We start from the raw sequence: 21,913 nt of genomic DNA, 5'->3' as shown, positions 1-21,913 counted from the left end.
CTTTTCCCCCTATCGCCGCTGGTAGCCTGTTGTTGTCGTTAAATAAATCCATAGCTTAATAATGGCAACCCATTGCCAGATATAGCATAACCGCGCTATTTACTTGCTTTCACCCCGCTGATTATCATCGCTTTCAATCTGTTATTCATTTCCTGGCCTGCTGGCATATTCCGTGCAGGCTTACTATTCGCTGTGCAGTAAAAGTGAAATCAGCTATGACGCAAACCAGTGACGAGAATATTAACCGCGCCGCGATATTAAGCAGCGATGCACAGGCGATTGCCGCCGCACGCCATTTAGCCGAGCAGGCGAAAAGTGGGGCAGTCGAGCGCGATCAACAGCGCTTATACCCGATTGCGCTGCTCAATCAATTTACTTTACTGGGGTTGGGGAGCATCAGTGTGCCGCGAGAATTTGGCGGTGCCGGATTGTCGTTTCAAACCCTGGCGGAGGTGTTCCGTCTTATCTCGGCCAGCGATCCGTCGCTCGGGCAAATCCCCCAGAACCATTTTGGCCTGATTCAGTTCATCCTTGGCGAAGGCACGTTGGCGCAACAGCAGCAATTGCTCAGCGCAGTGGTCAGTGGCAAGCGTCTCGGCAACGGCGGTCCGGAGAAAAACACCAAACACACGCGCGATGTACAGGCGCAACTGGTGACAACGTCACACGGAGTGCAACTCACCGGTGAGAAGTTCTACTCTACCGGCGCACTGTTCGCCGACATTCTGGTGACGACCGCGATGCACGAGCAGCAGCCGACAATGGCCTTTATTCCGTTACCAGCGCAGGGCGTAGAAATAGTTGATGACTGGTCAGGTATTGGCCAGCGCACCACCGCCAGCGGTACGGTGAAACTGCAGCAGGTAACCGTAGATCCCACGCTATTAATGCCGTTACCGCCAGCGGAAAAGCCGACGCTGCGCGGGGCGGTTTCGCAGCTGATTCAGGCGGCGATTGATGCCGGTATTGCGCAAGGGGCGCTGGATGAAGCGTTGGAGTTTGTGCGCAGCAGCTCGCGACCGTGGGTAGATGCTAATGTCAGCCGCAATGCCGACGATCCTTACATCCTCGCCGACGTTGGCCGTCTCAGCACCGAGTTGAGTGCCGCCAATGCCTTGCTGGCGCGTGCCGCCCGCGTGCTGGACGGTATCGACCAACAATCACTTAGCGCTGAAAACTGCGCGCGCGCGTCAATTGCGGTGGCGGAAGCCAAAGTCCTGACCACCGAAGTGGCACTGCGGGCCAGTGAGAAGCTACTGGAATGGGGGGGCAGCCGCGCCACGCTGCTGCGTCATGGACTCGATCGCCACTGGCGTAATGCGCGTACCCATACTTTGCACGATCCGGTGCGCTGGAAAACCCACGCTATCGGCAACTATTACCTCAATGATGCGCTGCCTGCGCGTCATGCGTGGATTTAAGGAGCGATCATGACGCAGGTATTGCCAAAACAGCGCGCGACGCGCATCAACAATGCTCATCAGGCGTTGCAGGTGGCGCAGGAACTAGCTGAACGTTTTCGCACCGGTTCCGCTCAGCGCGACCGCGACCGCGAATTGCCGCACGCAGAATTGCAGCAGTTATTTCACTCAGGACTTGGTGCTGTCACCGTGCCGCGCGCTTTCGGTGGCATTGAGATTTCTACCGCGGAGTTAGCAGAAATATTCGTTATTTTGAGTGCAGCTGACGGTTCTATCGGACAGGTGCCGCAGAACCATTTCTACGCGCTGGAAGTGCTGCGCATTAACGGCAGCGACGCGCAGAAAAAACGGCTGTACGCCGAGGTGCTGGACGGCGTGCATCACGGCAATGCGCTGGCGGAGTTCAGCTCGCCGGCCGCGCATCAGCGATCGACTGCCGTTTCGCAACAGGCTGAGGGATTGCGTCTCAGCGGCAACAAGTTTTACTGCACCGGCGCGCTGTATGCCGATCGTATTCCGACGCTGGCGATTGCGGATGATGGCAAAGAACAGCTGGTGTTTGTACCGCGTCATCAGCCTGGCGTGAATGTGATTAATGACTGGAGCGGCTTTGGTCAGCGCACCACCGGCAGCGGCAGCGTGCAGTTCAGCAATGTAACGATTGAGCCAGATGATGTGGTGCCCTTCCAAACGGCGTTTGAGCGGCCGAGCACCGTTGGGCCCTTTGCGCAGATTATGCATGCCGCCATCGATCAGGGCATCGCGCGTGCAGCCTTTAACGACATGCTCGATTTCCTGCGCCAGCGCGCACGTCCCTGGCCGGACAGCGGCGTGGATCGCGCCAGCGACGATCCGTTGACGCTCGATCGTACCGGTCGCCTTGCCGCGCAACTTAGCGCAGGTGATGCGCTGCTGGCGATTGCCGGTGACGCCGTTGACGTGGCGCAGCGCGATCCCAGTGCGGAAAACGTGGCGCTAGCTTCAGTCGAAGTGGCGAAGGCGCGCGCCTGGACTACGGAAGTGTCGCTGGAGGCCAGCAATCTGCTGTTTGAACTGGGTGGGTCGCGCTCCAGCCTGCGCGAACACAACTTCGACCGCCACTGGCGCAATGCGCGCACCCACATCCTGCACGATCCGGTGCGCTGGAAATATCCGGCGATTGGTAACTATCTGCTGAATGGCGTGCTGCCACCGCGTCGGGGGACGATATGAGTCAAAAACAGATTCTGCTTAACGCTTTCAATATGAATTGCGTGGGCCATATTCATCACGGTATGTGGACGCATCCGCAGGATCGTTCGGTGGATTTCAATTCGCTGGAGTACTGGCTCGATTTGGCGCGCCTGCTGGAACGCGGGCTGTTTGATGGATTGTTTATCGCCGATATTCTCGGCGTGTATGACGTCTACCAGCAGGGCATTGGCCTGACGGCCCAAGAGTCGATTCAGCTGCCGGTTAACGATCCGTTGATGCTGATTTCCGGCATGGCGAGCGTTACGCAACATCTGGGCTTTGGCGTCACCGCCAACCTGAGTTATGAAGCGCCGTATCCGTTTGCGCGCCGCCTTTCCACGCTTGATCACCTGACCAAAGGGCGCATCGGCTGGAACATTGTCACCGGTTATCTCGATAGCGCCGCACGCGCCATGGGGCAGCAACAGCTGCTGGCGCACGACCGTCGCTACGATCAGGCCGATGAGTTTCTGGATGTCACCTACAAATTGTGGGAAGGCAGCTGGCAGGACGATGCGGTGGTGCAGGATAAGGTCAATCGTCTGTACGCCGATGCCAGCAAAATCAAGCAAATCCATCATCAGGGCGAGTTCTATCAGCTGCAGGGCTATCACCTGAGCAGCCCATCACCACAGCGCACACCGCTGCTGTTCCAGGCCGGTTCCTCGGCGCGCGGCGTGCAGTTTGCCGGGCGTCATGCCGAGTGCAGCTTTGTTAATGCAGCGTCGCCGGCGGCGATGCGCGAGCAGTCCACGCGCCTACGCCAGGCGGCGGTGGCAGCCGGACGCCATCCTGACGATCTGCGCATCTTTATGGGCGTCAGCGTGATTGTGGCACCGACCGAACGTGAAGCGCAGGAGAAGCAGCGCAGCTATCTCGAATATGCCAGCCCGGAAGCCGGCATCGCCCACTTCTCCAGCTCGATTGGTCTGGACCTGGCGGCCTTTGAACTGGATGAGCCGATTCAGACTGGCGACACGCGCGCGATCGAATCGGTGAGCAAAGCCTTCAGCGGCTGGACGCGTCGTCGCTTGCTGGAGCAGCACGCCATGGGCAGCCGCTATCCGCTGATCGTTGGCAATCCGAGCCAGGTCGCGGATGCGCTGATTAAGTGGATCGACGAAGGCGATATCGACGGCTTTAACCTGACGCGCATCCTTAATCCGCAGAGCTACCGCGATTTTATCGATCTGGTGGTGCCGGAATTACAGCAGCGCGGCCGCTTCAAGACCGCGTATCAGCCCGGTTCATTGCGGCAGAAAATTTTTCAACAGCAGGACCGCTTGCCCGATCGCCATCCGGCGGCGCGCTGGCGCGACGGCGTTAACCTTCGTTAATTTAACCTCAGGGATCTAATATGAACATTGCACGTCATTTTGCGCTGGCTGCCAGCGTCGCACTGCTGGCGTTTAGCGCCGTCGCCGCCGAGAACTACAGCGGACCGCTGAAAGTGGGCACCACCGCAGCCTTTGCGCCGCCGCTGGAAACCGCGGTGGCCGAAGCGAAAAAACAGGGTTTGAACGTTGAGCTGGTGGAGTTCACCGACTGGACGGCACCCAACGTCAGCGTGGAAAACGGCGATATCGATGTGAACCTGTTCCAGCATAAGCCGTTCCTCGAGAATGCCAATCAGCAGGGCGGATTCCATCTGGTACCTTATGCACCGGCGATCATCAATAACATCGGGCTCTATTCGAAGAAACACACCGCGATTGACCAGATCCCCGACGGTGGCACGGTGGCGATTGCCAACGATCCGATCAACGGCGCGCGCGGCCTGCTGCTGCTGCAAAAAGCCAAACTGATTACGCTGAAACCGGGCGCGGGTCTCAAATCGACCGTGGATGATATCGTCAGCAATCCAAAGCACCTCAAGATCATCGAAGTGGAAGCGGTGCAGCTATCGCGCTCGCTGGATGAAGTCGATTTAGCGCAGGGCTATCCGCACTATCTACGCCTGTCGAAGACCATTGATTCCAACAATGCCTTGCTGTTCGATGGCCTTGAGCATCCGGAATATGTGATTCAGTTTGTCATCCGCGACGGCCATCAGAACGATCCGCGCCTGGCGAAGTTTGTCGATATCTACCAGCATTCGCCGGTAGTACGCGCCAAACTGGATGACTTCTACGGCAAACTGTATCAGCCGGGCTGGAGCCAGTAAGCATGGTTAGCCTGACGCTACCCGGCGAGCGCGATGCGTTGCTGTCACCGACGGCCGAGACGGCAGGGAAAGTGCACGTGCAGATTCGTGGCTTGAGTAAACGTTATCCCGGACAAACCCAGGAGGCATTGAAAGCGGTGGATCTGCAGGTTAAGCGCGGCGAGATTTTCGGCATTATTGGTCGTAGCGGTGCCGGTAAATCGACGCTGATTCGCTGCCTTAACCGGCTGGAAAACCCGACAAGCGGTCAGGTGGTGATTGACGGCATCGATCTTGGCAGCCTGAGCGATCGTCAGCTGGTGGATTGGCGACGTCGTACCGGTATGATCTTCCAGCATTTCAATTTGCTTTCCGCCAAAACGGTGCGCGAAAACATTGAGCTGCCGATGAAAGTGGCGGGCGTACCTGCGGCTGAGCGGCGGCGCAAGGTGGATGAACTGCTGGCGCTGGTGGGACTGGAGCAGCGTCAGCACGCCTGGCCTGCACAGTTGTCCGGCGGCCAGAAGCAGCGCGTCGGCATTGCGCGCGCGCTGGTGCACGATCCCGAACTGCTGCTGTGTGATGAGGCGACTTCAGCGCTCGATCCGGAAACCACACGCTCGATTCTGGCGCTGCTGAAGAAAATCAATCAGCAGCGGCACATCACTATCGTGTTGATTACGCATGAAATGGATGTGGTGCACGATCTCTGTCATCAGGTAGCGGTGATCGATCAGGGTGAAATCATTGAGCGCGGTCCAGTATGGCAGGTATATAGCGATCCGCAGCAGGAAACCACGCGGCAATTGCTCAACCCCCAGTTCAGTGCGCTGCCGGAAGCGATTCAACCGCTGCTGACGCCAACGCGTCAGCGTGCCGATTCGCGTCTGCTGGTGCGCCTGCGCTACACCGGGCAAGGCGCGCTGCCGGATTTGGCGGCGCTGAGCACGCGCGTGGGCGGAGAACTAACTCTGCTGTTCAGCGCGGTGGAGTGGGTGGATAACAAGCCGACCGGGCAGATGCTACTGCTGCTGGATGCGCGTCATGAATCTGACGCCGTGCGTGCGCTATTAACCCCTGTTGCTGACCAACTGGAGATTCCGGGCTATGTCACTGGCTATTGATCGTTTATGGGTGGGGCTGCTGGATACGCTGCTGATGGTTGGCGTGTCCTCGCTGCTGGCGCTGGCCTTAGGCTTGCCGATGGCGGTGATTTTGGCGGTGACTGGACGCGGCGATCTGTTTCCCAGCCCGCTGTTGAATCGTGTGCTTGGCTGGGTGGTGAACCTGTTCCGCTCGATTCCGTTTTTGATTCTGATGGTAGCGCTGATTCCATTTACCCGCTGGATCGTCGGCACCACCTACGGCGTGTGGGCGGCGGTGGTGCCGCTGACGCTGGCAGCAACGCCATTTTTTGCGCGTATAGCCGAAGTGAGCCTGCGTGAAGTGGATAAAGGGCTGACCGAAGCGGCGCAGGCGATGGGCTTTCATCGCTGGCACATTATCTGGCATGTGCTGTTGCCCGAAGCGCGACCCGGCATCGTCAGTGGATTTACTATTACGCTGGTGACGATGATCAACGCCTCAGCCATGGCCGGCGCGATAGGTGCCGGTGGTTTGGGCGATCTGGCTTATCGTTATGGCTATCAGCGTTTTGATATGCAGGTGATGCTGACGGTGATTGTGGTGCTGGTGGCGCTGGTCACGGTGCTGCAGTTTTTTGGCGACAGGTTGTCGCGGCGGTTGAATCACCGCTGATATGAGCGGTCGCCATCAATGGCGACCCTACAAATCTGAACCGGCTCTATTACCGTTGATTGCGTGGTCGCCATTAATGACGACCCTACGAAAACACACCGTAGGGTGCGCATTAATGCGCACCAGCAATTTAACGGATCGATAATCCTTCCAGCGCGGCCAGCAGCGCATCGACTTTGGGAAGCAGCTGTTTGCGGCGCGGCCAGATCAGCGTTAAGGCTAAACCGTCCGGCTGCTGTTCGGGCAGAATAATCTGCAGATCGCCGCGCGCCAGCGGCTCACGGATCAACCACGATGGCATCTGTGCAATGCCTAGCCCGCCACACACTGCCTGCACCTGCGCATCCACATCCCCCAGCGCCATGCGGTGCGGCACATTGCGCCAGTGCGGATAGCCATCTTCAGTGGTAAACAGCCATGGTTTGGTGCTGCCATCGACGCGTTCATACATGATGGCCTGATGCTGAAGCAGCTCGCTTTCATTGTTTGGGCGACCTACGCGCGTCAGGTAATCCGGTGACGCGCAAAATACCATGCGTTCGCGACCCATCTGGCGACAGCCGAGCGAGGCGGGTAGATCGGGCGATCCGCCAATGCGTACCGCAACATCAATCCCCTCATCGAACAGATCGATAAAACGATCGGAGAACGTCAGATTGAGCTCTACATCCGGATGCTGCTGGCAAAACGGAATCAGCAGCGGCATCACGCCAAGGCGGCCATAAGTATTCGGCACCGCGAGGCGCAAGCGGCCGGAAGGGATGGTGCGCTGCGCCGCCAGCACCGCTTCGGCTTCTGCCAGCTCCTCCATAATGCGCAAACAGGTTTGGTAATAGGCGTTACCGGCGTCGGTGAGTTTCAGGCTGCGCGTGGTGCGCTCCAGCAGGCGCGAGCCAAGCCGGGTTTCCAGCCGCGTTACGCTCTTACTCACGGCGGAACCGGTCAAATGCAGACGCTCCGCGGCAGCGGCAAAGCTGCCGCTCTCCACGCTGGCAACAAAAGGAACAATATCTTTCAGGCGTTGATCGTGCATCGATTAGTGAACTCAGGTTGTGAATGCCGTGAATTAATGCCAGAGATAGGAATTTAATTCTCTATTAAACTCATCATTACTGAAACTGAGGAGAATTGAAATGCAAAAGCAGGCATTGATTGTAGGTATTAGCGGTGTGATTGGACGTGCGCTGGCAGAAAAATTACAGCGTGAAGGCTGGCAGGTGAGCGGCTTATCGCGCGGACGTGGCGCGGTGCCAGATGGCTGCCGCAGCCTGACTGCCGATCTTACTGACGCAGCAGCGGTGCGCGCTGCGCTGGGGCAAGAGAAGCCGGATGCACTGTTCTTTAGCGTTTGGTCGCGTCAGGAAAATGAGAAAGAGAACATTCGCGTCAATGGCGCGATGGTGCGCAACGTAATTGAAGCGTTAGGCGATCGTCTAAACGGCGCGCATGTGGCGCTGGTGACCGGCCTCAAGCACTACCTCGGTCCATTTGAAGCGTACGGCAAAGGCGCGGTGCCGGTCACACCGTTCCGCGAAGAGCAGGGTCGTCAGCCGGTCGATAACTTCTATTACGCGCAGGAAGATGAAGTGTTTGCCGGGGCGGAGAAATATGGCTATCGCTGGAGCGTGCATCGCCCGCACTCCATCGTTGGGTTCGCGCTGGGCAACGCCATGAACATGGGCCAGACGCTGGCAGTCTACGCTACGCTGTGCCGTGAACAAGGCTTGCCGTTTATTTTCCCCGGTTCGCCAGAACAGTGGAACGGTGTTTCTGATGTCACCGATGCCGGTTTGCTGGCTGAGCAACTGCTGTGGGCGGCGACGGCGGCAGAAGCGGCCAATCAGGACTTCAATGCGGTGAACGGTGACGTGTTCCGCTGGAACTGGTTGTGGCCACGTCTGGCGGCCTATTTCGGCGTGGAAGCGGCGGCGTATCCGGCACAGATGATGCCACTGGAAGGGCGCATGCAGGATGCGGCAGATGCCTGGCGTGATGTGGCAGCACGTTATCAGCTGCGCGAAGCGGACATCACTAAGCTCGCATCCTGGTGGCACACCGATGCCGACTTGGGCCGTCCGATGGAAGCCTTCACCGACATGAGCAAGAGCCGCAAAGCGGGCTTTACCGGGTATCGTTCAACGCTGGATTCCTTTACTGAACTTTTTGATCGGCTGAAAGCAGAGAAGGTTATCCCACAATAAAGCTGCGCGAAATAAAAAGGGCGGCTCGTGAGAACCGCCCTCCAAATTAACTGTTTTGCAATGCGCCTGCCGGTTTTAACCATTACTTCTTCTTATAAACGATCGCAGTGCCATATATTTTATTATTGGTATTTGCTGAGGTAACGATATAAATATCGCCGCCTTTTTCATCTGCCAGTTTAGACAGTTCTTCTTTGGCGCTTGCCGCATCCGTTTCACCCGAAGTGGAAATATTTCCCACCTCAACGTATTGATCTTTCACCTTTTCAAATTCTACTTTTGTCATCAGTTCTGCAGCAAATGCGCTAAAAGATAGTGAGGTTGCTAATAATGCCAATATTAATTTTTTCATACGAATCCTTGGATGAGGTAAATGATGGGAATAATGTTAGCATTGCTATTATTCTATAGTTTACAAATGTGCCCTTTACAATGTGATTGAGCCAATTTTTAAACTTTTGCGTAACTTGCATCCCCTCCAAAAATTAACTTAAAAAAGTTAACTCTCTTACTTCAACGTCACCCACCGTTTTCCTACCAACACCGTCATTGCCACAATGGTCACTATTGCAGCCAGATGCATGACAAAATCCATTGGATGCAGATGGACCGGATGGCAAAACGCCAGCAGCGTGACCGCCATGCAGGAGACGCCCAATCCCGCCATCGCTAAGCTGCGTACCGGATGCAGTGCGCGAGTACGGCGCAGGCTGGCGATCATTAGCAGCATCATTGGCGTGCTGACCACCAGCAAAAAGGTAAAACAGCGCGTACTGTCGTTATCGTGCACCAGCGGCACTTCACCGGGAATCTGGCTGATGCTCATGCCGAGCCAGAGCAAACCGATTGTCAGCAGCGCTTTCCAGCTGATGCTGCGACGTCCGGCGATGCTCATCGTAAAGGCGCTGCGGATCGCTAGGGTACCGAGTACAAACGCCAGCGCAAGTTGCAACATGGCCTGTAGCGCGCCGGGCTGCGTCCAGTCGGTGAAACTGCGCTGTACCAAAAAGCTGGCGGCAATCCCGCAGGGGAGAGCCAGTAGCAGCCAGACAAAGACGCGCCAGCCGGTTGAACGCAGCGGTTTAACGGGTTGCATCTCGCGCCCGAGTTTTTCAATTAACAGGTCATGATCGGTCATGATTGGCTCCAAAGCGGCGCAAATTGGTTAATGCGCGATGTAGCAGCGATTTCACCGCCGCCACACTCAGGTTGTTATGCGCGGCCGCTTCCGTCAGGCTCATCTCACGCAGGTGAACATGTTCAACAATTTCGCGCTGACGCGAAGGTAGCTGTTGCAGGTAACCGGCCAGCTCATCCTGCGTATCTTGCCGGTGCGCGTCCGGTACGCTGGCGGCTTCCGGTAATGCGTCGTCGTTCACTTCCCACTGCTGATGGCGGCCGCGACGTCGTAGTGCATCAATAGCGCGCGCCGAGATAATCGCCATCAGCCAGGGCAAAAAAGGGTAGGCAGGATCATAGGTGTGACGCACCCGATGCACTGCCAGCAGCACATCCTGAATCACATCTTCGACTAATGCCTCATCGCTGAAGTGCTTGCGTACTTGCGAACGAATCACCGGCACCAGCGCTTTGAGCAATCGGGTATAGGCGAGCTGATCGCCCGCCTGCGCCCGTTCCATTAGCGCGGGCCAACTTTCGCGCGCGCTATCGCTTGTTTGCATAATCCGCCTTGTTGTTCTTACGCCTTCTTGCTTGCCGCCTGATTGAGCGCATTCACCACAATGCTGGGTGTCAGCACCTGCGGCAGCACTTTCGGCGGTCCGCCATCGGCGGGGTACACCAGATACATCGGTAAGCCACCCTGGCCGAATTCACTCATCGTGTCATCCACGTCCGGGTTAAATTTAGTGGAATCGGCCACCATGTACAGCGTACCGGTTTTTGCTAACGCGTCTTGCACGGCCTGCGTTGAGAGCGAGGTTTTCTCGTTCACCTGGCAGGTGATGCACCAGGAGGCGGTGAAATCGACAAAGATCGCTTTACCGTGACCGCGCTGCGCTTCAACCGCTTGCGGCGACCATTTGGCTTTGCTTACTTCAGCCGTGAGCCGATCGCCCGCCAGCCCTGTGCCCGGTTTGATCAGGCTGGGTAGTGGCGCGATCACCGCGATAATTAACACCGCCGTCACGCTATACATGACTTTATGACTTTTACCGGTGAAGTGGCGATGCTGCGCCATCCCATATAACCAGCCAGCGAAGGCAACGACCACAGAGGCAGCCAGTAAGGTGGCGAGGGCTGCGCTGCCCGCTTGCTGCGCTAAAACCCATACCAGCCAGGCGTAAGCACCAAACATAGGGAACGCCAGGCCGCGCTTAAGAATATCCATCCATGCGCCGGGACGCGGCAGGAATTTAGCCAAAGCCGGGAACAGGGAAACCAGCGTAAACGGTGCGGCAAAGCCCAGCGCCAACGCGAAAAAGATCACTAAGGCAACGGCAGGCGGCTGTACCAACGCATAACCGATGGCGCTGGCCATAAACGGCGCGGCGCAGGGTGTCGCAACGATAATCGCTAGCGCGCCGGTCAAGGCTGAACGCGTAAAGGCGCCGCGTCCGACATCGACCGAACCTACACGCTGTACCGATAAACCCACTTCAAACACGCCAAGTAAATTGAGTGCGGCGGCAAGGATCACCAGCGAAAGCAGGGCGATCACCAACGGCGATTGCAGTTGGAAGCCCCAGCCAACGGCGGCACCACCGGCTCGCGCCGCCAGCAAGATCCCCGCCAGCGCCATCATGGTGACGACAACGCCGAGTAAAAAGCTCAAACCTTCGCGGCGCGCGCTGGCGGCGTTATCGGTATGGCGTAACAGGCCGAGTGCTTTCAGCGAGATCACCGGAAACACGCAGGGCATAAGATTGAGAATAATGCCGCCGATGAAGGCGGCCAGCATGGCGGTTAACATCGCTGGCCTCTTTGCTTAGTGAGTTTGCGGATGAGAGGCGTCGTACTGCTTAACGGCGGCCAGCGCTTTCTCGATATGCGTGTCAGGGTTTCTATCAGTGTAACTCAGCAGAATATTGCCATCTGGCGCAATCACGTAAGAGGTACGATCGGAGAGGGTTTTGCCTTTCATCTGCATGGTGGTTTGGTATTGTGCGGCCACTTTTGCGCCCGGATCGGCGGCAACGGTAAATTTATCGCGGCACTCCAGTTTGGAGAAATCGCTAACCTGATCGGTATTGCCCGCGGTGACCCCAATGACTGTGGCGCCCATTTTGGTAAAGCTGTCGGTGGCTTCGGCAAAATCGTGCGCTTCGATGGTGCAGCCCTTACTGAACGCGGCCGGGAAGAAATAGAGTACCACTGGGCCTTTCTGCAGCGCTTTATCCAGTGAGAAGGTCAATGGCTTACCGGCTAACGCGCCCTGCAGTTCAAAGTTGGGGGCTTTAGCGCCTACCGGCAATGCGGCACCGGCGTTGAACGCGGACAGACCCAGTGCTGCTGTTATAGTCAGGGTACAAACGAGGGATTTCATGCGTTTCATTAGCTGCTCCTGCGATGTAGGGGAGTTCCGATTTGGGTGACTCAGTAGTTCAGTTCGCTGGGGCGGGAAGGAAAGTTTCGGTGGAGGTGAAAAAAAACTATTTTTTTAGACGTGCCAACATACGCATGCTGTTCTCAACAGCGTGGTCAGATCGGGATTGTTTTCAAAATGAGCAATAGTGGATTGTTTTAACCCGACTTTCTTCGCCAATTCACTCTGTGTCCATTGGTTCTTTTGACGAATCAGCCTGACGTGATTGGCAAGTTGGCGCGGACTGTAAATCATCTCTTATTCTCATCTTAAGGGTGCATAACGTTGAGCCATTATCCCTTACAGAGGATAAGCAAGGGTTTATCCTCGCCAGGGGATAAGCAAAGAACAGGCGCTGGTCTACGTTTTGGATAGCCCATTGGAATGTCACGAAGCGCTATGAATCTCTACGAAGCGGCGAGTGATGTGGGTTTAATCCCCTGACAAAACAGACTCAAGCTATGCTGCACGATGATGTCGCGATTGTACGCAGGATCGTTGGCAAAGCGGGTGAAGGGCACCAATACCAGGCTAAGGATTGATGTCATCAGCAGCTGCGGCTCTAAATCTGCATTGAGTAATCCCTGCTGCTGCCAGCCTTCAATCAATTTTTTTACCTCATCACGCTCACCGTGGCCAAAACGCTTCTTAATGTGCTGACCTAAACCGCCTTCACCTTGCATCACTTCCTGCATCCACAAGGGGGCGAACCAATTGTATGTCGTGACGATATCCGCGACCTCGCGAATAAACGCGCTAAAAGTCGTGACAGGGTCACGCGGGTCGTCAATAAAGTGCGCGACCAGGCGTTGACGTAACGGTAAAAAACGCTCCTCAACCACAATATCCAGTAGCGATTCGCGGGACTGAAAATAGTAATTGAGCATTGCCGGACTTACGCCCGCTTTGCGCGCAATCGCATTCAGTGACGTCTCGCCAATGCCGTTTTCTGCGTATAGCGCCAGAGTGATATCAAGCAGCAATTCACGCTGCTGCACGTTAATCGCGCCGCCGCGTGGACGGCCGGGACGACGCGGTTTGGCTGCCGTGGTTTTCGCTGCTGCTGGGATTTTTTTTGCGGTCATCTTTACTCGCTCGCTTGCTTCATGTCAGACTGCGCTCAATATTAATTGTGTATTTAATTAATTTCAATTGGTGTCTGTGATGAAACTTAACACTCTTACACCGTCGTCGGGCAGCGGGGAGGAGAATCCTCCTTCAATCCGCTTGCTGATGGGCGCTTTACTTCTTGTCATGCTGTTATCGGCGCTGGATCAAACTATCGTCTCCACCGCGCTGCCCACTATTGTGGGCGAGCTGGGCGGGCTCGATCGCCTGTCGTGGATCGTCACGGCTTATATGCTGGCATCCACCATTGTCGTGCCGTTGTATGGCAAGTTTGGCGATCTGTTTGGCCGCAAAACGGTGTTGCAAATCTCGGTGGTACTGTTCCTGATAGGCTCCGCATTGTGCGGGTTAGCGCAGAATATGGAACAGCTCATTTTTACCCGTGCGCTGCAAGGTTTAGGTGGCGGCGGCCTGATGGTGGTGAGCATGGCTGCGGTGGCTGATGTCATCCCACCACAGGAACGCGGTAAATATCAGGGCTTATTTGGCGGCGTGTTCGGCCTGGCAACGGTAATTGGCCCGCTGCTCGGCGGCTTTATTGTGCAGCATGCCTCGTGGCGCTGGATTTTTTATATCAATCTACCGTTGGGTTTACTGGCGCTGTTAATCATCAACGCGGTGTTCAAAACCGACAACAAGCGTAAGCCACACGAAATCGATTTTCCCGGTGCGGTGTTCCTCAGCATGGCGCTGGTGGGCATCACGCTATTTACCAGTGAAGGCGGCACGCTGCGCGCGTGGTCCGATCCTCAGCTCTGGTGCATTCTGGCATTTGGTGTGATTGGGGTGATCGGGTTTGTTTATGAAGAGCGTCGCGCCTGGGAGCCGATTATTCCGCTGGCGCTGTTTCGTAATCGTAGCTTCTCCCTCGCCAGTTTAATGGCCTTTATCGTCGGCATGGCGCTGTTTGGAAGCGTTACCTTTCTACCGCTCTATCTGCAAGTGGTGAAGGGATCGACGCCGACCGAAGCGGGTTTACAATTACTGCCGTTGATGGGCGGGTTGCTGGTCACGTCCATCGCCAGCGGGCGCATTATTAGCCGAACCGGCAAATATCGCCTGTTCCCGATTGCCGGTACATTGCTGGCAACCATCGGCATGGCGCTGCTGACCACGCTAACCATTGATGCACCGCTGTGGCACATTTACCTGTTCGCCTGTGTGTTAGGCATGGGAATGGGGATGGTAATGCAGGTGCTGGTGCTGGCGGTGCAGAACACGGTAACGCCGGACAGGATTGGCGTGGCAACCTCATCAGTAACGCTGTTCCGTTCCGTTGGCGGCTCAATCGGCGTGGCGCTGTTTGGGGCGGTATTCAGCCAGGTGCTGAAATCGGGCCTGACCTCGCTGGTGGAACAAGGCAAAACGCTGCCGCGCGCGCTCGATCCAGAGGCGGTGCATCATCTCCCCCCTGATGTGCAGCAGGCGTATTTACAGGTCTTTGGCGACGCGGTGCACGCCGCGTTTCAAATGGCGGCGGTGGTGATGTTGCTGGCCTTTATCCTTTCTCTGATGTTGCCAGAATCACCGCTGCGCAAGAAAGACGCAGCGGCGTAACACGGCTTATACTCCCGCGCGCTGCTGCAAGGTTTTCACCGCTTGCGCAGCGTCGCGGCGCAATTCAGCCACATCCAGCCCCGGAATCACATCTTCCTGCATCACAACATGTCCATCGCAAATAAGCGCTTTCACGCTGGCGCGCCCACCGCTGGCTATCGGACCGATGGCCATATCATGCAGGCCAAAATAGCGCGGATCGTCGAGGCGATAAATGGCGATGTCGGCAGCCATGCCCGGCGCAATACGCCCGGTGTGCAATCCCAGCACCTGCGCGCCGCCCGACGTGCCCCAGCGCACCACATCCTCAATGCTGGCGGCATCACCTCCACCTTCATACGTACCACCAGCATAGCGCGGCTGGGCCTGCATGCCTTTACGTACGCGCTGTAACTGCCAGGCAGCGTGGGTTTCACTTTGCATATCTGCCGCTTCGTTCGATGCCGCACCATCTACGCCAATTGAGATTTTCATGCCGGCTTGTTCCATTGCGACTACATCGGCAATGCCGCTACCGAGGCGCGCATTACTTTGCGGGCAATGCGCGATGCCGCTGCCTGCCGCACCCAGCATCGCGATCTCTTCCGGCAGCAGTTTTACCAGATGTGCGAACCAGACATCGTCACCAATCCAGTCGTGTTCAGCGCAAAATTGCAGCGGCGTCATACCGAATTTGCTGCGCGCCGCATCGAGATAGTCAACGGTCTCGGAGAGATGACTATGCAGGCGAATACCGAGCTGACGGGCGAGGCGCGCGCTTTCGCGTAACTCCTGAGGCGTGGTGGAGTGCAAGGTGGTGGTAGGTGCCATCACGATGCGACGCATCGCCCGATCGTGCGGTTGATGATAGCGCGCAACCAGGCGATCGACATCCGCCATCATGCTGTGGAAGTTTTCCGGACGCAGCGCGCCAGGTAAGTCGCTTTCCAGGCCACGACTTTGTGTGGCGCCGCCGCGACACAAAACAAAGCGCACGCCCAGTTTGGCGGCCTCATCGAACAGGATTTCTGCGCCATCAAACGGCATATCCGGCCAATACAGGTAGTGATGGTCAGCAAGGGTGGTACAGCCAGAACGCACTAATTCAACCAGGCCAACGCGTACCGCAATACGAAACGTCTGTTCATCGAATGCCCCGCGAAAGCGATAGGGCGTGGCGGCCAGCCAGCCGCCAAGGCTCAGATTCAAACCCTTAGGTTCACCTTTCAGTAATGATTGAAACAGATGGTGATGGGTATTGACCCAGCCGGGATAGACCACACAATCGCGGGCATCAATGACCGTTTCATCTGCTGTCGCGATGAGATCGCCCATTTCGACGATCAGGCCGTCACGAATACGTATATCGCGTGCCTGGCTGCGTGGCTGGTGTTTATCCCCGGTCATAATCGCGGCGCAGTGTTTAATTAACAGTGGGTTCATCGCGGCCTCACTGCGTAGCGGATGGAGTGAACTGGGTGGTGAAAGCACGTTGCCAATCGGTGGCGGCTTTCAGCAATCCCGCGTTGACCATAAAATCACGCGTGGCCTGCCAGCGTTGCTCGGTCATCACGCCTAGGCCCTGTGTCGCTGCATCGCCGCCGTCTATCAGGTGCAAAGCCTTCATTTGTGATACGCCGAAAGCCAGAATGGCGTCGGTCATTTGTGTGTTCTCTTTTTTGATCAGCGTATTGCCTGCTGTCGGATTAGCGAGATAGGATTTCCAGCCTTCCATCGAAGCCGCAACAAAGCGTTTCATCACATCCGGCTCTTTTTGCAGTAAATCATCGCGCGTAACCAGAATGCCGCCGTAGGCCGGATAGCCATAATCGGCAAACAGATAAAATTTACTGTTGGGCTGCACTTCTTTGATCTGTTGCACTTCGGAAGTGGCGTAAGCCTGTTGCGCAGTATTTTTATCAGCAAGGAAAGGTTGCATGTTGAAGGTGTAAGGACGCGCCTGACCATCCTGCAGCTGATATTTGCTTTTCAACCACGGCCACCAGCTGGCTTGCCCGCTGGCTGATACCAGCACGGTTTTGCCCTTGAGCTGAGCCAATGATTTCACATCGCCGTGGGTAACAATGCCTTGGGGATCAAACTGAAAGGGCGCAGCGATGGCTTTTAACGGAAAATTGCGTTCGATGCCCTGCAACACTTGCAGGTCGTAGCTGACGATCACATCGGCGCGATTCGCTAACAGCAGCGTCATGTTATTGAGCTGTGGCCCACCTGAACGTACTTCGACATCCAGCCCATATTTTTTGTAGATGCCGGTAGCGACCGCCTGGTAATAGCCGCCTTGCTCGGCTTGTGCGACCCAGGTGGTTTGCAACACCAGTTTGTCTGCGGCGTGCGTCAGCGCAGAAGTGCCGAGCAGCACAGCGAGTAAAGAGAAACGGAAACGTGACATTGTCATAATAACCCCCAATAAACGTTGAGTTTGTCGTCATCATCAGGGGCGCAGCGGCGCATGGCGTGCTCACGATGCCGGTAATAAAAGCATCGTCCCCTGACGAGGTACAGCTAACGCTGTAGAGCAATGTCCTGCGTGAATCTGGTGTCACGCTGACCGCTTATACTCAGTGTGGAATTAGCAAAGCGCATGCCATTTATGTAACGATTTGAATATACGCATATTTTATTAACTCCTCTGTCACATTTCTCTCAAGCGCTGCTCATTCAGGATGCATCCTGGCGGGTGTTGCACCGCCTTTGTGCACGATGGGCATGCCACTTTGTTTAACCTATTGATTCTGCGTGGTTCACCGAGCTGGCACAGGCTTTGCTTGAGTGAACATGAGTAGAAGCTGTCAGCCGTGGTTTTACCCGGTGGGTCATTGCTCGATCGCCTGTTGTAGTAAAGCAAACAGGCGCGGGGATGACTGCCACGCTGCGGGCGTGTCATCCGTTATCGCTCAATAACGAGGTGAACCAATGGAAAAGACCACTTTTGACATGCATGAACTGGCTAAAGAATCGCGCATGGGCGCGCGCGGCGTTGAGGCAGCACGCGATGTGCGCATCATCGATCTCTCTGATTTTGAACAGCGTAAACCCGAAATAGCCGAGCAGCTGTGGCAAGCCGCCACGGAGATCGGTTTTTTCCAGGTTTCCGGCCACGGCATTCCGCTAGACGATATCAACGCTGCCTTTGCTAACGCTGAGCGCTTTTTTGCACTGCCGCAACGTGAGAAAGCACGTTATCCGTTAAGCCGTAACGCGGGCTGGGAATACCGGGCGCAAATCCGTCCTTCCACCGGTAAACCCGATCAAAAAGAGTCGTATCAGATAACGCGGCCGCGTATGGCAGATCTGTGGCCTGATGATGCCTTACCGGATTTTCAACGCGACGTGCTGAAATTTGAACGCCAGTGCTGGGAAGTGGGGATGCGTTTGCTTTCCTGTTTCGCGCTTAAGCTGGGCTTCCCGGACGATTTCTTTGCTCAGGCGCACGAACCTTCACGTGAAACCTATCAAAGTACGTTGCGCATGCTGCACTACTTTGCCATTAGCGGCGAACCTGATGGGCCGTGGCGTGCCGGTGCGCATACCGATTTTGATTGCCTGACTTTGCTGTTCCAGCGCGATGGGCAGGGCGGTTTACAGGTGTGTCCAGGTAAAGAGATGGAAGAGCAGGTGTGGACGCCCATCGAGCCGCTGGAAGGCGTTATTACCTGTAATGTCGGCGATATGCTGATGCGCTGGAGCGATGATAAATTGCCGTCCAATTTCCATCGCGTCAGTAATCCATTACCTGGCGAATCTGTCCCGGCACGCTATAGCCTGGCGTTTTTCTGTCAGGCTAATGAGGATGTGATTATCGAAGGACCGGAGAAAAAGTATCCGCCTATTTCCGCCCGGGATTATCTGGCGCAGCGTATAAGCGCCAACTTCTCCGGCAAGTATTAAACTTACAGCTGTAAGGCGAAATTGATGACATTCTGTGCAGGAGGGGTAAATATTCTCCTGCACAAAAAATTAGCGCTAAGGAAAATAGATTTTTAACTCAAATACAAGATGTTACCGAAGCGTAAACTTAGGTAAAACCAAGCGGTAATTAAAAGATTTCGCCGCGCGGCTATTTATTTCTGCAACTTCTTTACGGTATAAATCTCTAACCCCTGTCTCCTCAGCGAAAACACCATCACATGATCAATTCTGCTGCCTGCAAAGTTATCGCCTGCCTGTTTCTCTTTACTCTGGCAGGTTGTTCATCTAAGTCTTCACACGCGCCTGCTGAGGAGAGCGTTGATACTTCGGCCGAGGGTGGCAAGCAGCCCGATTTGATTCCGGTAATTGCAGCGCTGCACGATCAAATGCATTCATGGGAAGGGACAAAATATCAGTGGGGCGGCACGCAATTAACCGGCGTGGATTGTTCAGGATTTGTCTGGCGCACGCTGAAAGATCGCTTCAATATTCCCATGGATCGTGTCACCACCAAAGAGTTAATTGCCATGGGCAAGCCGGTGGATCAGGCGCATTTGCAGCCGGGTGACTTAGTCTTCTTCCGCATTAAACGTGAGTTGCACGTTGGCTTTTATGACACCGATCATCAGTTCCTGCACGCCTCTGTAAGCCAGGGCGTGATGCGCTCATCGCTAAATAACCCGTATTGGAAATCGGTTTATTTGGAGGCACGACGTTTGCCGAAAGAACAAAATTCACAGATCAGTTTCAATTATAAAAACAAGGTTTGATTGGAGGTGCGCATAAATGCGCACCTTACCTTGTTGGGTGATCCGGATAGATTAGAATTGATATGACAGGCTCATTGAGAAGCTACGCGGTGCGCCATATACGTAGCTGTTCATGTAGCTGTAATATTCGCGGTCAAAGAGGTTATCTACGTTAGCCTGCACTGTCACCTGCTTAGTAACCTGATAACGCGCAAACAAGGATGCCAGCGGATAGCTACCTTGATAAACGCGCACGGTATCACCAGTGGCATTGGTCGCGTCTTCAAACACGCGATTTTGCCAGTTCAGCCCCCCGCCAACCGTTAGATCGGGCAGCATTGGCAGTTGATAACGCGTAAACAGCTTGAAAGACGTTTGCGGCTGGTAGCTGTTGAAGCGACCCTCTTTATCCCGAGCGACATAGCGTGTGGCACCGAAAGTCAGCTGCAGATTATCCGTTAGCGCTCCATTCAGCTCAAACTCCGCACCTTTACTGACCGCCCCTTTGGCCGGCGCGTATGCCTGCTCGCTGCCGCTAAGATAAACACCATCAATTGCCTGCCCAACGTTATCCTGTTCAATGCGGAACACTGCAACCGTCGCCGTTAATCGACCATCATACCAGGCAGATTTCAGCCCGGTTTCATAGCTTTTACCGGTAACCGGTGACAGATATTTGCCGCTGGTGTCGCGATAGGTTTGCGGCAGGAAGATGGAGGTGTAGCTGCCGTAAGCGGACCAGGTATCATTAATGTCATACACCAAACCCGCATACGGCGTAGTGTTGCTTTTGGTCATGTCGCCGCTGCTGCCATTGGTGCTCCACTGCGTGTAACGCGCACCAATAATCAGCGAAAGCGGATCGGCCAGCGAGAAACGCGCGGCGGTGTAGGCCGATTTCTGGCGGATAGTGTCATTAGCGTTCTGATACCAGCCTTGCCACTGCGGTTCGGCAATGTTGCCGTTCCAGCTGTTATTGAAGATCCCCATATCGCTGGTGGCGATATCGTAGTTTTCCAGATCCGTGACGCCATCCTGGCTATATGTCGCGTTGTGCTGGCGGCTATAGCTGACGCCCGCCATTAACTGATGCTGACGACCTAACAGTTCAATCGGGCCGCTGGCATAACCGTCGAAAGAGTCCATCTGGCGTTTGCCACGATCCATGCTGCCGTAGCCGGTGGTGCCTTCACCCGTATCCTGATCGGCATTGCCCATCACATATAACAACTTATCGTTGAACGTGTTCTCCGCGTGTGTGCTGTTAACGTGGATATTCCAGCCGTTATCGAAGTTATGGTCGATATCGGCGAACACTTTGCGGGAGTTGGTGTTATAACGCGCCCAGTTAGCCGCGGAGTTAAGGCTACGATCGTAATGTGTGGTGGCGTTATTGCTATAGAACATGGGTAAGCCACCCCATGTCGGATTTCCGGTGTTGGCGTCTTCATAGTCGTAGCCCAGCGACAGGGTGGTGTGCTCGGTGATATCCGCATCAAGCACGCCATAGAGGAATTTTTTTGTTTTGTGGTAGCGGTCGAGCCAGCCATCTTCATCGCTGTAACCGGTTACGACACGGCCGCGCAAGCTGCCATCCTGATTCAGTGGCGCTGAGAGATCGGCGACGTAGCGCTGTTTGTTCCAACTGCCGTAGCTGGCGCTGATCGAACCGGTGAAGGTTTTGCTATCGGCGTGCTTGCGTACCATATTGATGGATGCTGCGGGGCTGCCCGCACCGGTCATTAAGCCGGTGGCACCGCGTACAATCTCGATGCGATCGTAAATGGCGGTATCAGATGCGGCATCACCGTAATTCCAGCTGTCATTAACCGAAGTTGGAATGCCGTCGTAAGAGAAATTGCTGATTTTAAAACCGCGCGAGTAGTATTCCGAACGCTCGCTATCGATCAAATTGGTGGAAATGCCGGTGGCATTGGTCAGCACATCGTTCACCGATTGCAGATTCTGATCTTGCATACGCTGCTGGGTTACCACGCTCAGCGATTGCGGAACATCGCGCGGGGTCAGCAACAATTTTGTGCCAGCACGCGTGGTTTTTACGGCGTAATCCTGCTTTTCATTGTCTTCATCCGCGCTGGTTGTCGCATCCACTACCAAATCCTGTTGGCTATTGCTGCTGGAGGCCGCTGCTTGTGCCACGGCTGGGTTGAGCAGGGCATGTATCGCCATAGCCAGTATTGAGACGCTAAAGGTATTCCTGATGCCAGACATAAAACTTCCTATAAAAACAGCGTTGTTTGAAGCTG

At 55.4% G+C, this 21,913-nt stretch carries 20 protein-coding genes and 1 pseudogene; 10 read left to right on the top strand and 11 right to left on the bottom strand.

All coding sequences use genetic code 11. From position 1 onward, the window contains the following. Positions 1-215 precede the first annotated feature (215 nt). Genes CRO19_RS22205 through CRO19_RS22180 form a run of 6 tightly spaced genes read left to right on the top strand, consistent with a single transcriptional unit; the run spans position 216 to position 6,555 of the window. Positions 216-1,421, top strand: a complete 1,206-nt coding sequence (locus CRO19_RS22205) for an SfnB family sulfur acquisition oxidoreductase (RefSeq protein WP_097098004.1) — start codon at positions 216-218, stop codon at positions 1,419-1,421. 9 nt (positions 1,422-1,430) lie between these two features. Then, a complete protein-coding gene (locus CRO19_RS22200; RefSeq protein ID WP_097098003.1) occupies positions 1,431-2,633 on the top strand; it encodes an SfnB family sulfur acquisition oxidoreductase in 1,203 nt (400 codons plus the stop codon). Continuing rightward, a complete protein-coding gene (locus tag CRO19_RS22195; protein ID WP_097098002.1) occupies positions 2,630-3,991 on the top strand; it encodes an LLM class flavin-dependent oxidoreductase in 1,362 nt (453 codons plus the stop codon). Before CRO19_RS22200 ends, CRO19_RS22195 begins: the two co-directional genes overlap by 4 nt. Positions 3,992-4,011: 20 nt before the next feature. Beyond that, positions 4,012-4,818 (top strand): MetQ/NlpA family ABC transporter substrate-binding protein, encoded by an 807-nt coding sequence (locus tag CRO19_RS22190; RefSeq protein WP_097098001.1) that lies wholly within the window; start codon positions 4,012-4,014, stop codon positions 4,816-4,818. A 2-nt stretch (positions 4,819-4,820) separates the two neighbouring features. Then, the gene (locus tag CRO19_RS22185) at positions 4,821-5,921 is read left to right on the top strand and encodes a methionine ABC transporter ATP-binding protein (protein WP_097098000.1); all 1,101 of its coding nucleotides are present in this window, start codon (positions 4,821-4,823) and stop codon (positions 5,919-5,921) included. Continuing rightward, a complete protein-coding gene (locus CRO19_RS22180; protein ID WP_097097999.1) occupies positions 5,905-6,555 on the top strand; it encodes a methionine ABC transporter permease in 651 nt (216 codons plus the stop codon). Before CRO19_RS22185 ends, CRO19_RS22180 begins: the two co-directional genes overlap by 17 nt. A gap of 130 nt (positions 6,556-6,685) precedes the next feature. On the opposite strand, the gene CRO19_RS22175 is transcribed toward CRO19_RS22180, so the two are convergent. Next, positions 6,686-7,588 (bottom strand): LysR family transcriptional regulator, encoded by a 903-nt coding sequence (locus CRO19_RS22175; protein WP_097097998.1) that lies wholly within the window; start codon positions 7,586-7,588, stop codon positions 6,686-6,688. Positions 7,589-7,688: 100 nt separating this feature from the next. On the opposite strand from CRO19_RS22175, the gene CRO19_RS22170 reads away from it, so the two are divergent. Then, on the top strand, positions 7,689-8,756 hold the full coding sequence (locus tag CRO19_RS22170; protein WP_097097997.1) for an SDR family oxidoreductase: 1,068 nt from the start codon (positions 7,689-7,691) through the stop codon (positions 8,754-8,756). Between the two features lie 82 nt (positions 8,757-8,838). Here CRO19_RS22170 and yahO read toward each other — a convergent pair whose 3' ends face one another. The 7 genes and pseudogenes from yahO to CRO19_RS22135 all read right to left on the bottom strand — a co-directional run bounded on the left by yahO (position 8,839) and on the right by CRO19_RS22135 (position 13,385). Continuing rightward, complete coding sequence (gene yahO / locus CRO19_RS22165; RefSeq protein ID WP_097097996.1) at positions 8,839-9,108, bottom strand: DUF1471 family periplasmic protein YahO; 270 nt, start codon at positions 9,106-9,108, stop codon at positions 8,839-8,841. A 156-nt stretch (positions 9,109-9,264) separates the two neighbouring features. Next, complete coding sequence (locus tag CRO19_RS22160) at positions 9,265-9,894, bottom strand: NrsF family protein (protein WP_097097995.1); 630 nt, start codon at positions 9,892-9,894, stop codon at positions 9,265-9,267. Next, a complete protein-coding gene (locus CRO19_RS22155) occupies positions 9,881-10,438 on the bottom strand; it encodes a sigma-70 family RNA polymerase sigma factor (RefSeq protein WP_097097994.1) in 558 nt (185 codons plus the stop codon). The genes CRO19_RS22160 and CRO19_RS22155 overlap by 14 nt, the downstream gene beginning before the upstream one ends. Positions 10,439-10,455: 17 nt before the next feature. Beyond that, complete coding sequence (locus CRO19_RS22150) at positions 10,456-11,688, bottom strand: protein-disulfide reductase DsbD family protein (protein ID WP_097097993.1); 1,233 nt, start codon at positions 11,686-11,688, stop codon at positions 10,456-10,458. A 15-nt stretch (positions 11,689-11,703) separates the two neighbouring features. Further along, positions 11,704-12,270 carry a peroxiredoxin gene (locus CRO19_RS22145; RefSeq protein ID WP_097097992.1) on the bottom strand — a complete coding sequence of 189 codons (567 nt, stop codon included), beginning with the start codon at positions 12,268-12,270 and terminating at the stop codon, positions 11,704-11,706. Positions 12,271-12,408: 138 nt separating this feature from the next. Next, positions 12,409-12,555 (bottom strand): annotated as a pseudogene (gene hipB, locus CRO19_RS22140) (type II toxin-antitoxin system antitoxin HipB); the annotation flags it as partial. A 152-nt stretch (positions 12,556-12,707) separates the two neighbouring features. Then, positions 12,708-13,385, bottom strand: a complete 678-nt coding sequence (locus CRO19_RS22135; RefSeq protein ID WP_097097990.1) for a TetR/AcrR family transcriptional regulator — start codon at positions 13,383-13,385, stop codon at positions 12,708-12,710. A 79-nt stretch (positions 13,386-13,464) separates the two neighbouring features. Here CRO19_RS22135 and CRO19_RS22130 point away from each other — a divergent pair, with 79 nt between their 5' ends. Further along, positions 13,465-14,985 (top strand): MDR family MFS transporter, encoded by a 1,521-nt coding sequence (locus CRO19_RS22130; protein ID WP_097097989.1) that lies wholly within the window; start codon positions 13,465-13,467, stop codon positions 14,983-14,985. Between the two features lie 6 nt (positions 14,986-14,991). On the opposite strand, the gene CRO19_RS22125 is transcribed toward CRO19_RS22130, so the two are convergent. Together CRO19_RS22125 and CRO19_RS22120 are read right to left on the bottom strand one after the other, a co-directional pair. Further along, positions 14,992-16,407: an amidohydrolase family protein gene (locus tag CRO19_RS22125; RefSeq protein WP_097097988.1), complete on the bottom strand. Its 1,416-nt coding sequence runs from the start codon at positions 16,405-16,407 to the stop codon at positions 14,992-14,994. A gap of 7 nt (positions 16,408-16,414) precedes the next feature. After that, complete coding sequence (locus CRO19_RS22120) at positions 16,415-17,383, bottom strand: ABC transporter substrate-binding protein (protein ID WP_097097987.1); 969 nt, start codon at positions 17,381-17,383, stop codon at positions 16,415-16,417. Between the two features lie 518 nt (positions 17,384-17,901). Between CRO19_RS22120 and CRO19_RS22115 the strand changes: the two genes are divergently transcribed. Further along, complete coding sequence (locus CRO19_RS22115; protein ID WP_097097986.1) at positions 17,902-18,876, top strand: isopenicillin N synthase family dioxygenase; 975 nt, start codon at positions 17,902-17,904, stop codon at positions 18,874-18,876. Between the two features lie 239 nt (positions 18,877-19,115). Continuing rightward, positions 19,116-19,667 (top strand): C40 family peptidase, encoded by a 552-nt coding sequence (locus CRO19_RS22110; RefSeq protein ID WP_097097985.1) that lies wholly within the window; start codon positions 19,116-19,118, stop codon positions 19,665-19,667. Between the two features lie 51 nt (positions 19,668-19,718). On the opposite strand, the gene fhuE is transcribed toward CRO19_RS22110, so the two are convergent. Beyond that, positions 19,719-21,878: a ferric-rhodotorulic acid/ferric-coprogen receptor FhuE gene (gene fhuE, locus CRO19_RS22105; RefSeq protein ID WP_097097984.1), complete on the bottom strand. Its 2,160-nt coding sequence runs from the start codon at positions 21,876-21,878 to the stop codon at positions 19,719-19,721. Between the last annotated feature and the right edge of the window lie 35 nt (positions 21,879-21,913).

It is taken from the genome of Candidatus Pantoea floridensis, assembly GCF_900215435.1.
Lineage (GTDB): Bacteria > Pseudomonadota > Gammaproteobacteria > Enterobacterales > Enterobacteriaceae > Pantoea > Pantoea floridensis.
The sequence above is the reverse complement of the archived record's forward strand: the minus strand, read 5'-3'. Positions and strand labels throughout refer to the sequence as shown.

Coding starts and splice junctions, on each gene's coding strand:
- CRO19_RS22205 (WP_097098004.1), top strand. CDS start 216: ATGACGCAAACCAGTGACGAGAATATTAACCGCGCCGCGATATTAAGC.
- CRO19_RS22200 (WP_097098003.1), top strand. CDS start 1,431: ATGACGCAGGTATTGCCAAAACAGCGCGCGACGCGCATCAACAATGCT.
- CRO19_RS22195 (WP_097098002.1), top strand. CDS start 2,630: ATGAGTCAAAAACAGATTCTGCTTAACGCTTTCAATATGAATTGCGTG.
- CRO19_RS22190 (WP_097098001.1), top strand. CDS start 4,012: ATGAACATTGCACGTCATTTTGCGCTGGCTGCCAGCGTCGCACTGCTG.
- CRO19_RS22185 (WP_097098000.1), top strand. CDS start 4,821: ATGGTTAGCCTGACGCTACCCGGCGAGCGCGATGCGTTGCTGTCACCG.
- CRO19_RS22180 (WP_097097999.1), top strand. CDS start 5,905: ATGTCACTGGCTATTGATCGTTTATGGGTGGGGCTGCTGGATACGCTG.
- CRO19_RS22175 (WP_097097998.1), bottom strand. CDS start 7,588: ATGCACGATCAACGCCTGAAAGATATTGTTCCTTTTGTTGCCAGCGTG.
- CRO19_RS22170 (WP_097097997.1), top strand. CDS start 7,689: ATGCAAAAGCAGGCATTGATTGTAGGTATTAGCGGTGTGATTGGACGT.
- yahO (WP_097097996.1), bottom strand. CDS start 9,108: ATGAAAAAATTAATATTGGCATTATTAGCAACCTCACTATCTTTTAGC.
- CRO19_RS22160 (WP_097097995.1), bottom strand. CDS start 9,894: ATGACCGATCATGACCTGTTAATTGAAAAACTCGGGCGCGAGATGCAA.
- CRO19_RS22155 (WP_097097994.1), bottom strand. CDS start 10,438: ATGCAAACAAGCGATAGCGCGCGCGAAAGTTGGCCCGCGCTAATGGAA.
- CRO19_RS22150 (WP_097097993.1), bottom strand. CDS start 11,688: ATGTTAACCGCCATGCTGGCCGCCTTCATCGGCGGCATTATTCTCAAT.
- CRO19_RS22145 (WP_097097992.1), bottom strand. CDS start 12,270: ATGAAACGCATGAAATCCCTCGTTTGTACCCTGACTATAACAGCAGCA.
- CRO19_RS22135 (WP_097097990.1), bottom strand. CDS start 13,385: ATGACCGCAAAAAAAATCCCAGCAGCAGCGAAAACCACGGCAGCCAAA.
- CRO19_RS22130 (WP_097097989.1), top strand. CDS start 13,465: ATGAAACTTAACACTCTTACACCGTCGTCGGGCAGCGGGGAGGAGAAT.
- CRO19_RS22125 (WP_097097988.1), bottom strand. CDS start 16,407: ATGAACCCACTGTTAATTAAACACTGCGCCGCGATTATGACCGGGGAT.
- CRO19_RS22120 (WP_097097987.1), bottom strand. CDS start 17,383: ATGACAATGTCACGTTTCCGTTTCTCTTTACTCGCTGTGCTGCTCGGC.
- CRO19_RS22115 (WP_097097986.1), top strand. CDS start 17,902: ATGGAAAAGACCACTTTTGACATGCATGAACTGGCTAAAGAATCGCGC.
- CRO19_RS22110 (WP_097097985.1), top strand. CDS start 19,116: ATGATCAATTCTGCTGCCTGCAAAGTTATCGCCTGCCTGTTTCTCTTT.
- fhuE (WP_097097984.1), bottom strand. CDS start 21,878: ATGTCTGGCATCAGGAATACCTTTAGCGTCTCAATACTGGCTATGGCG.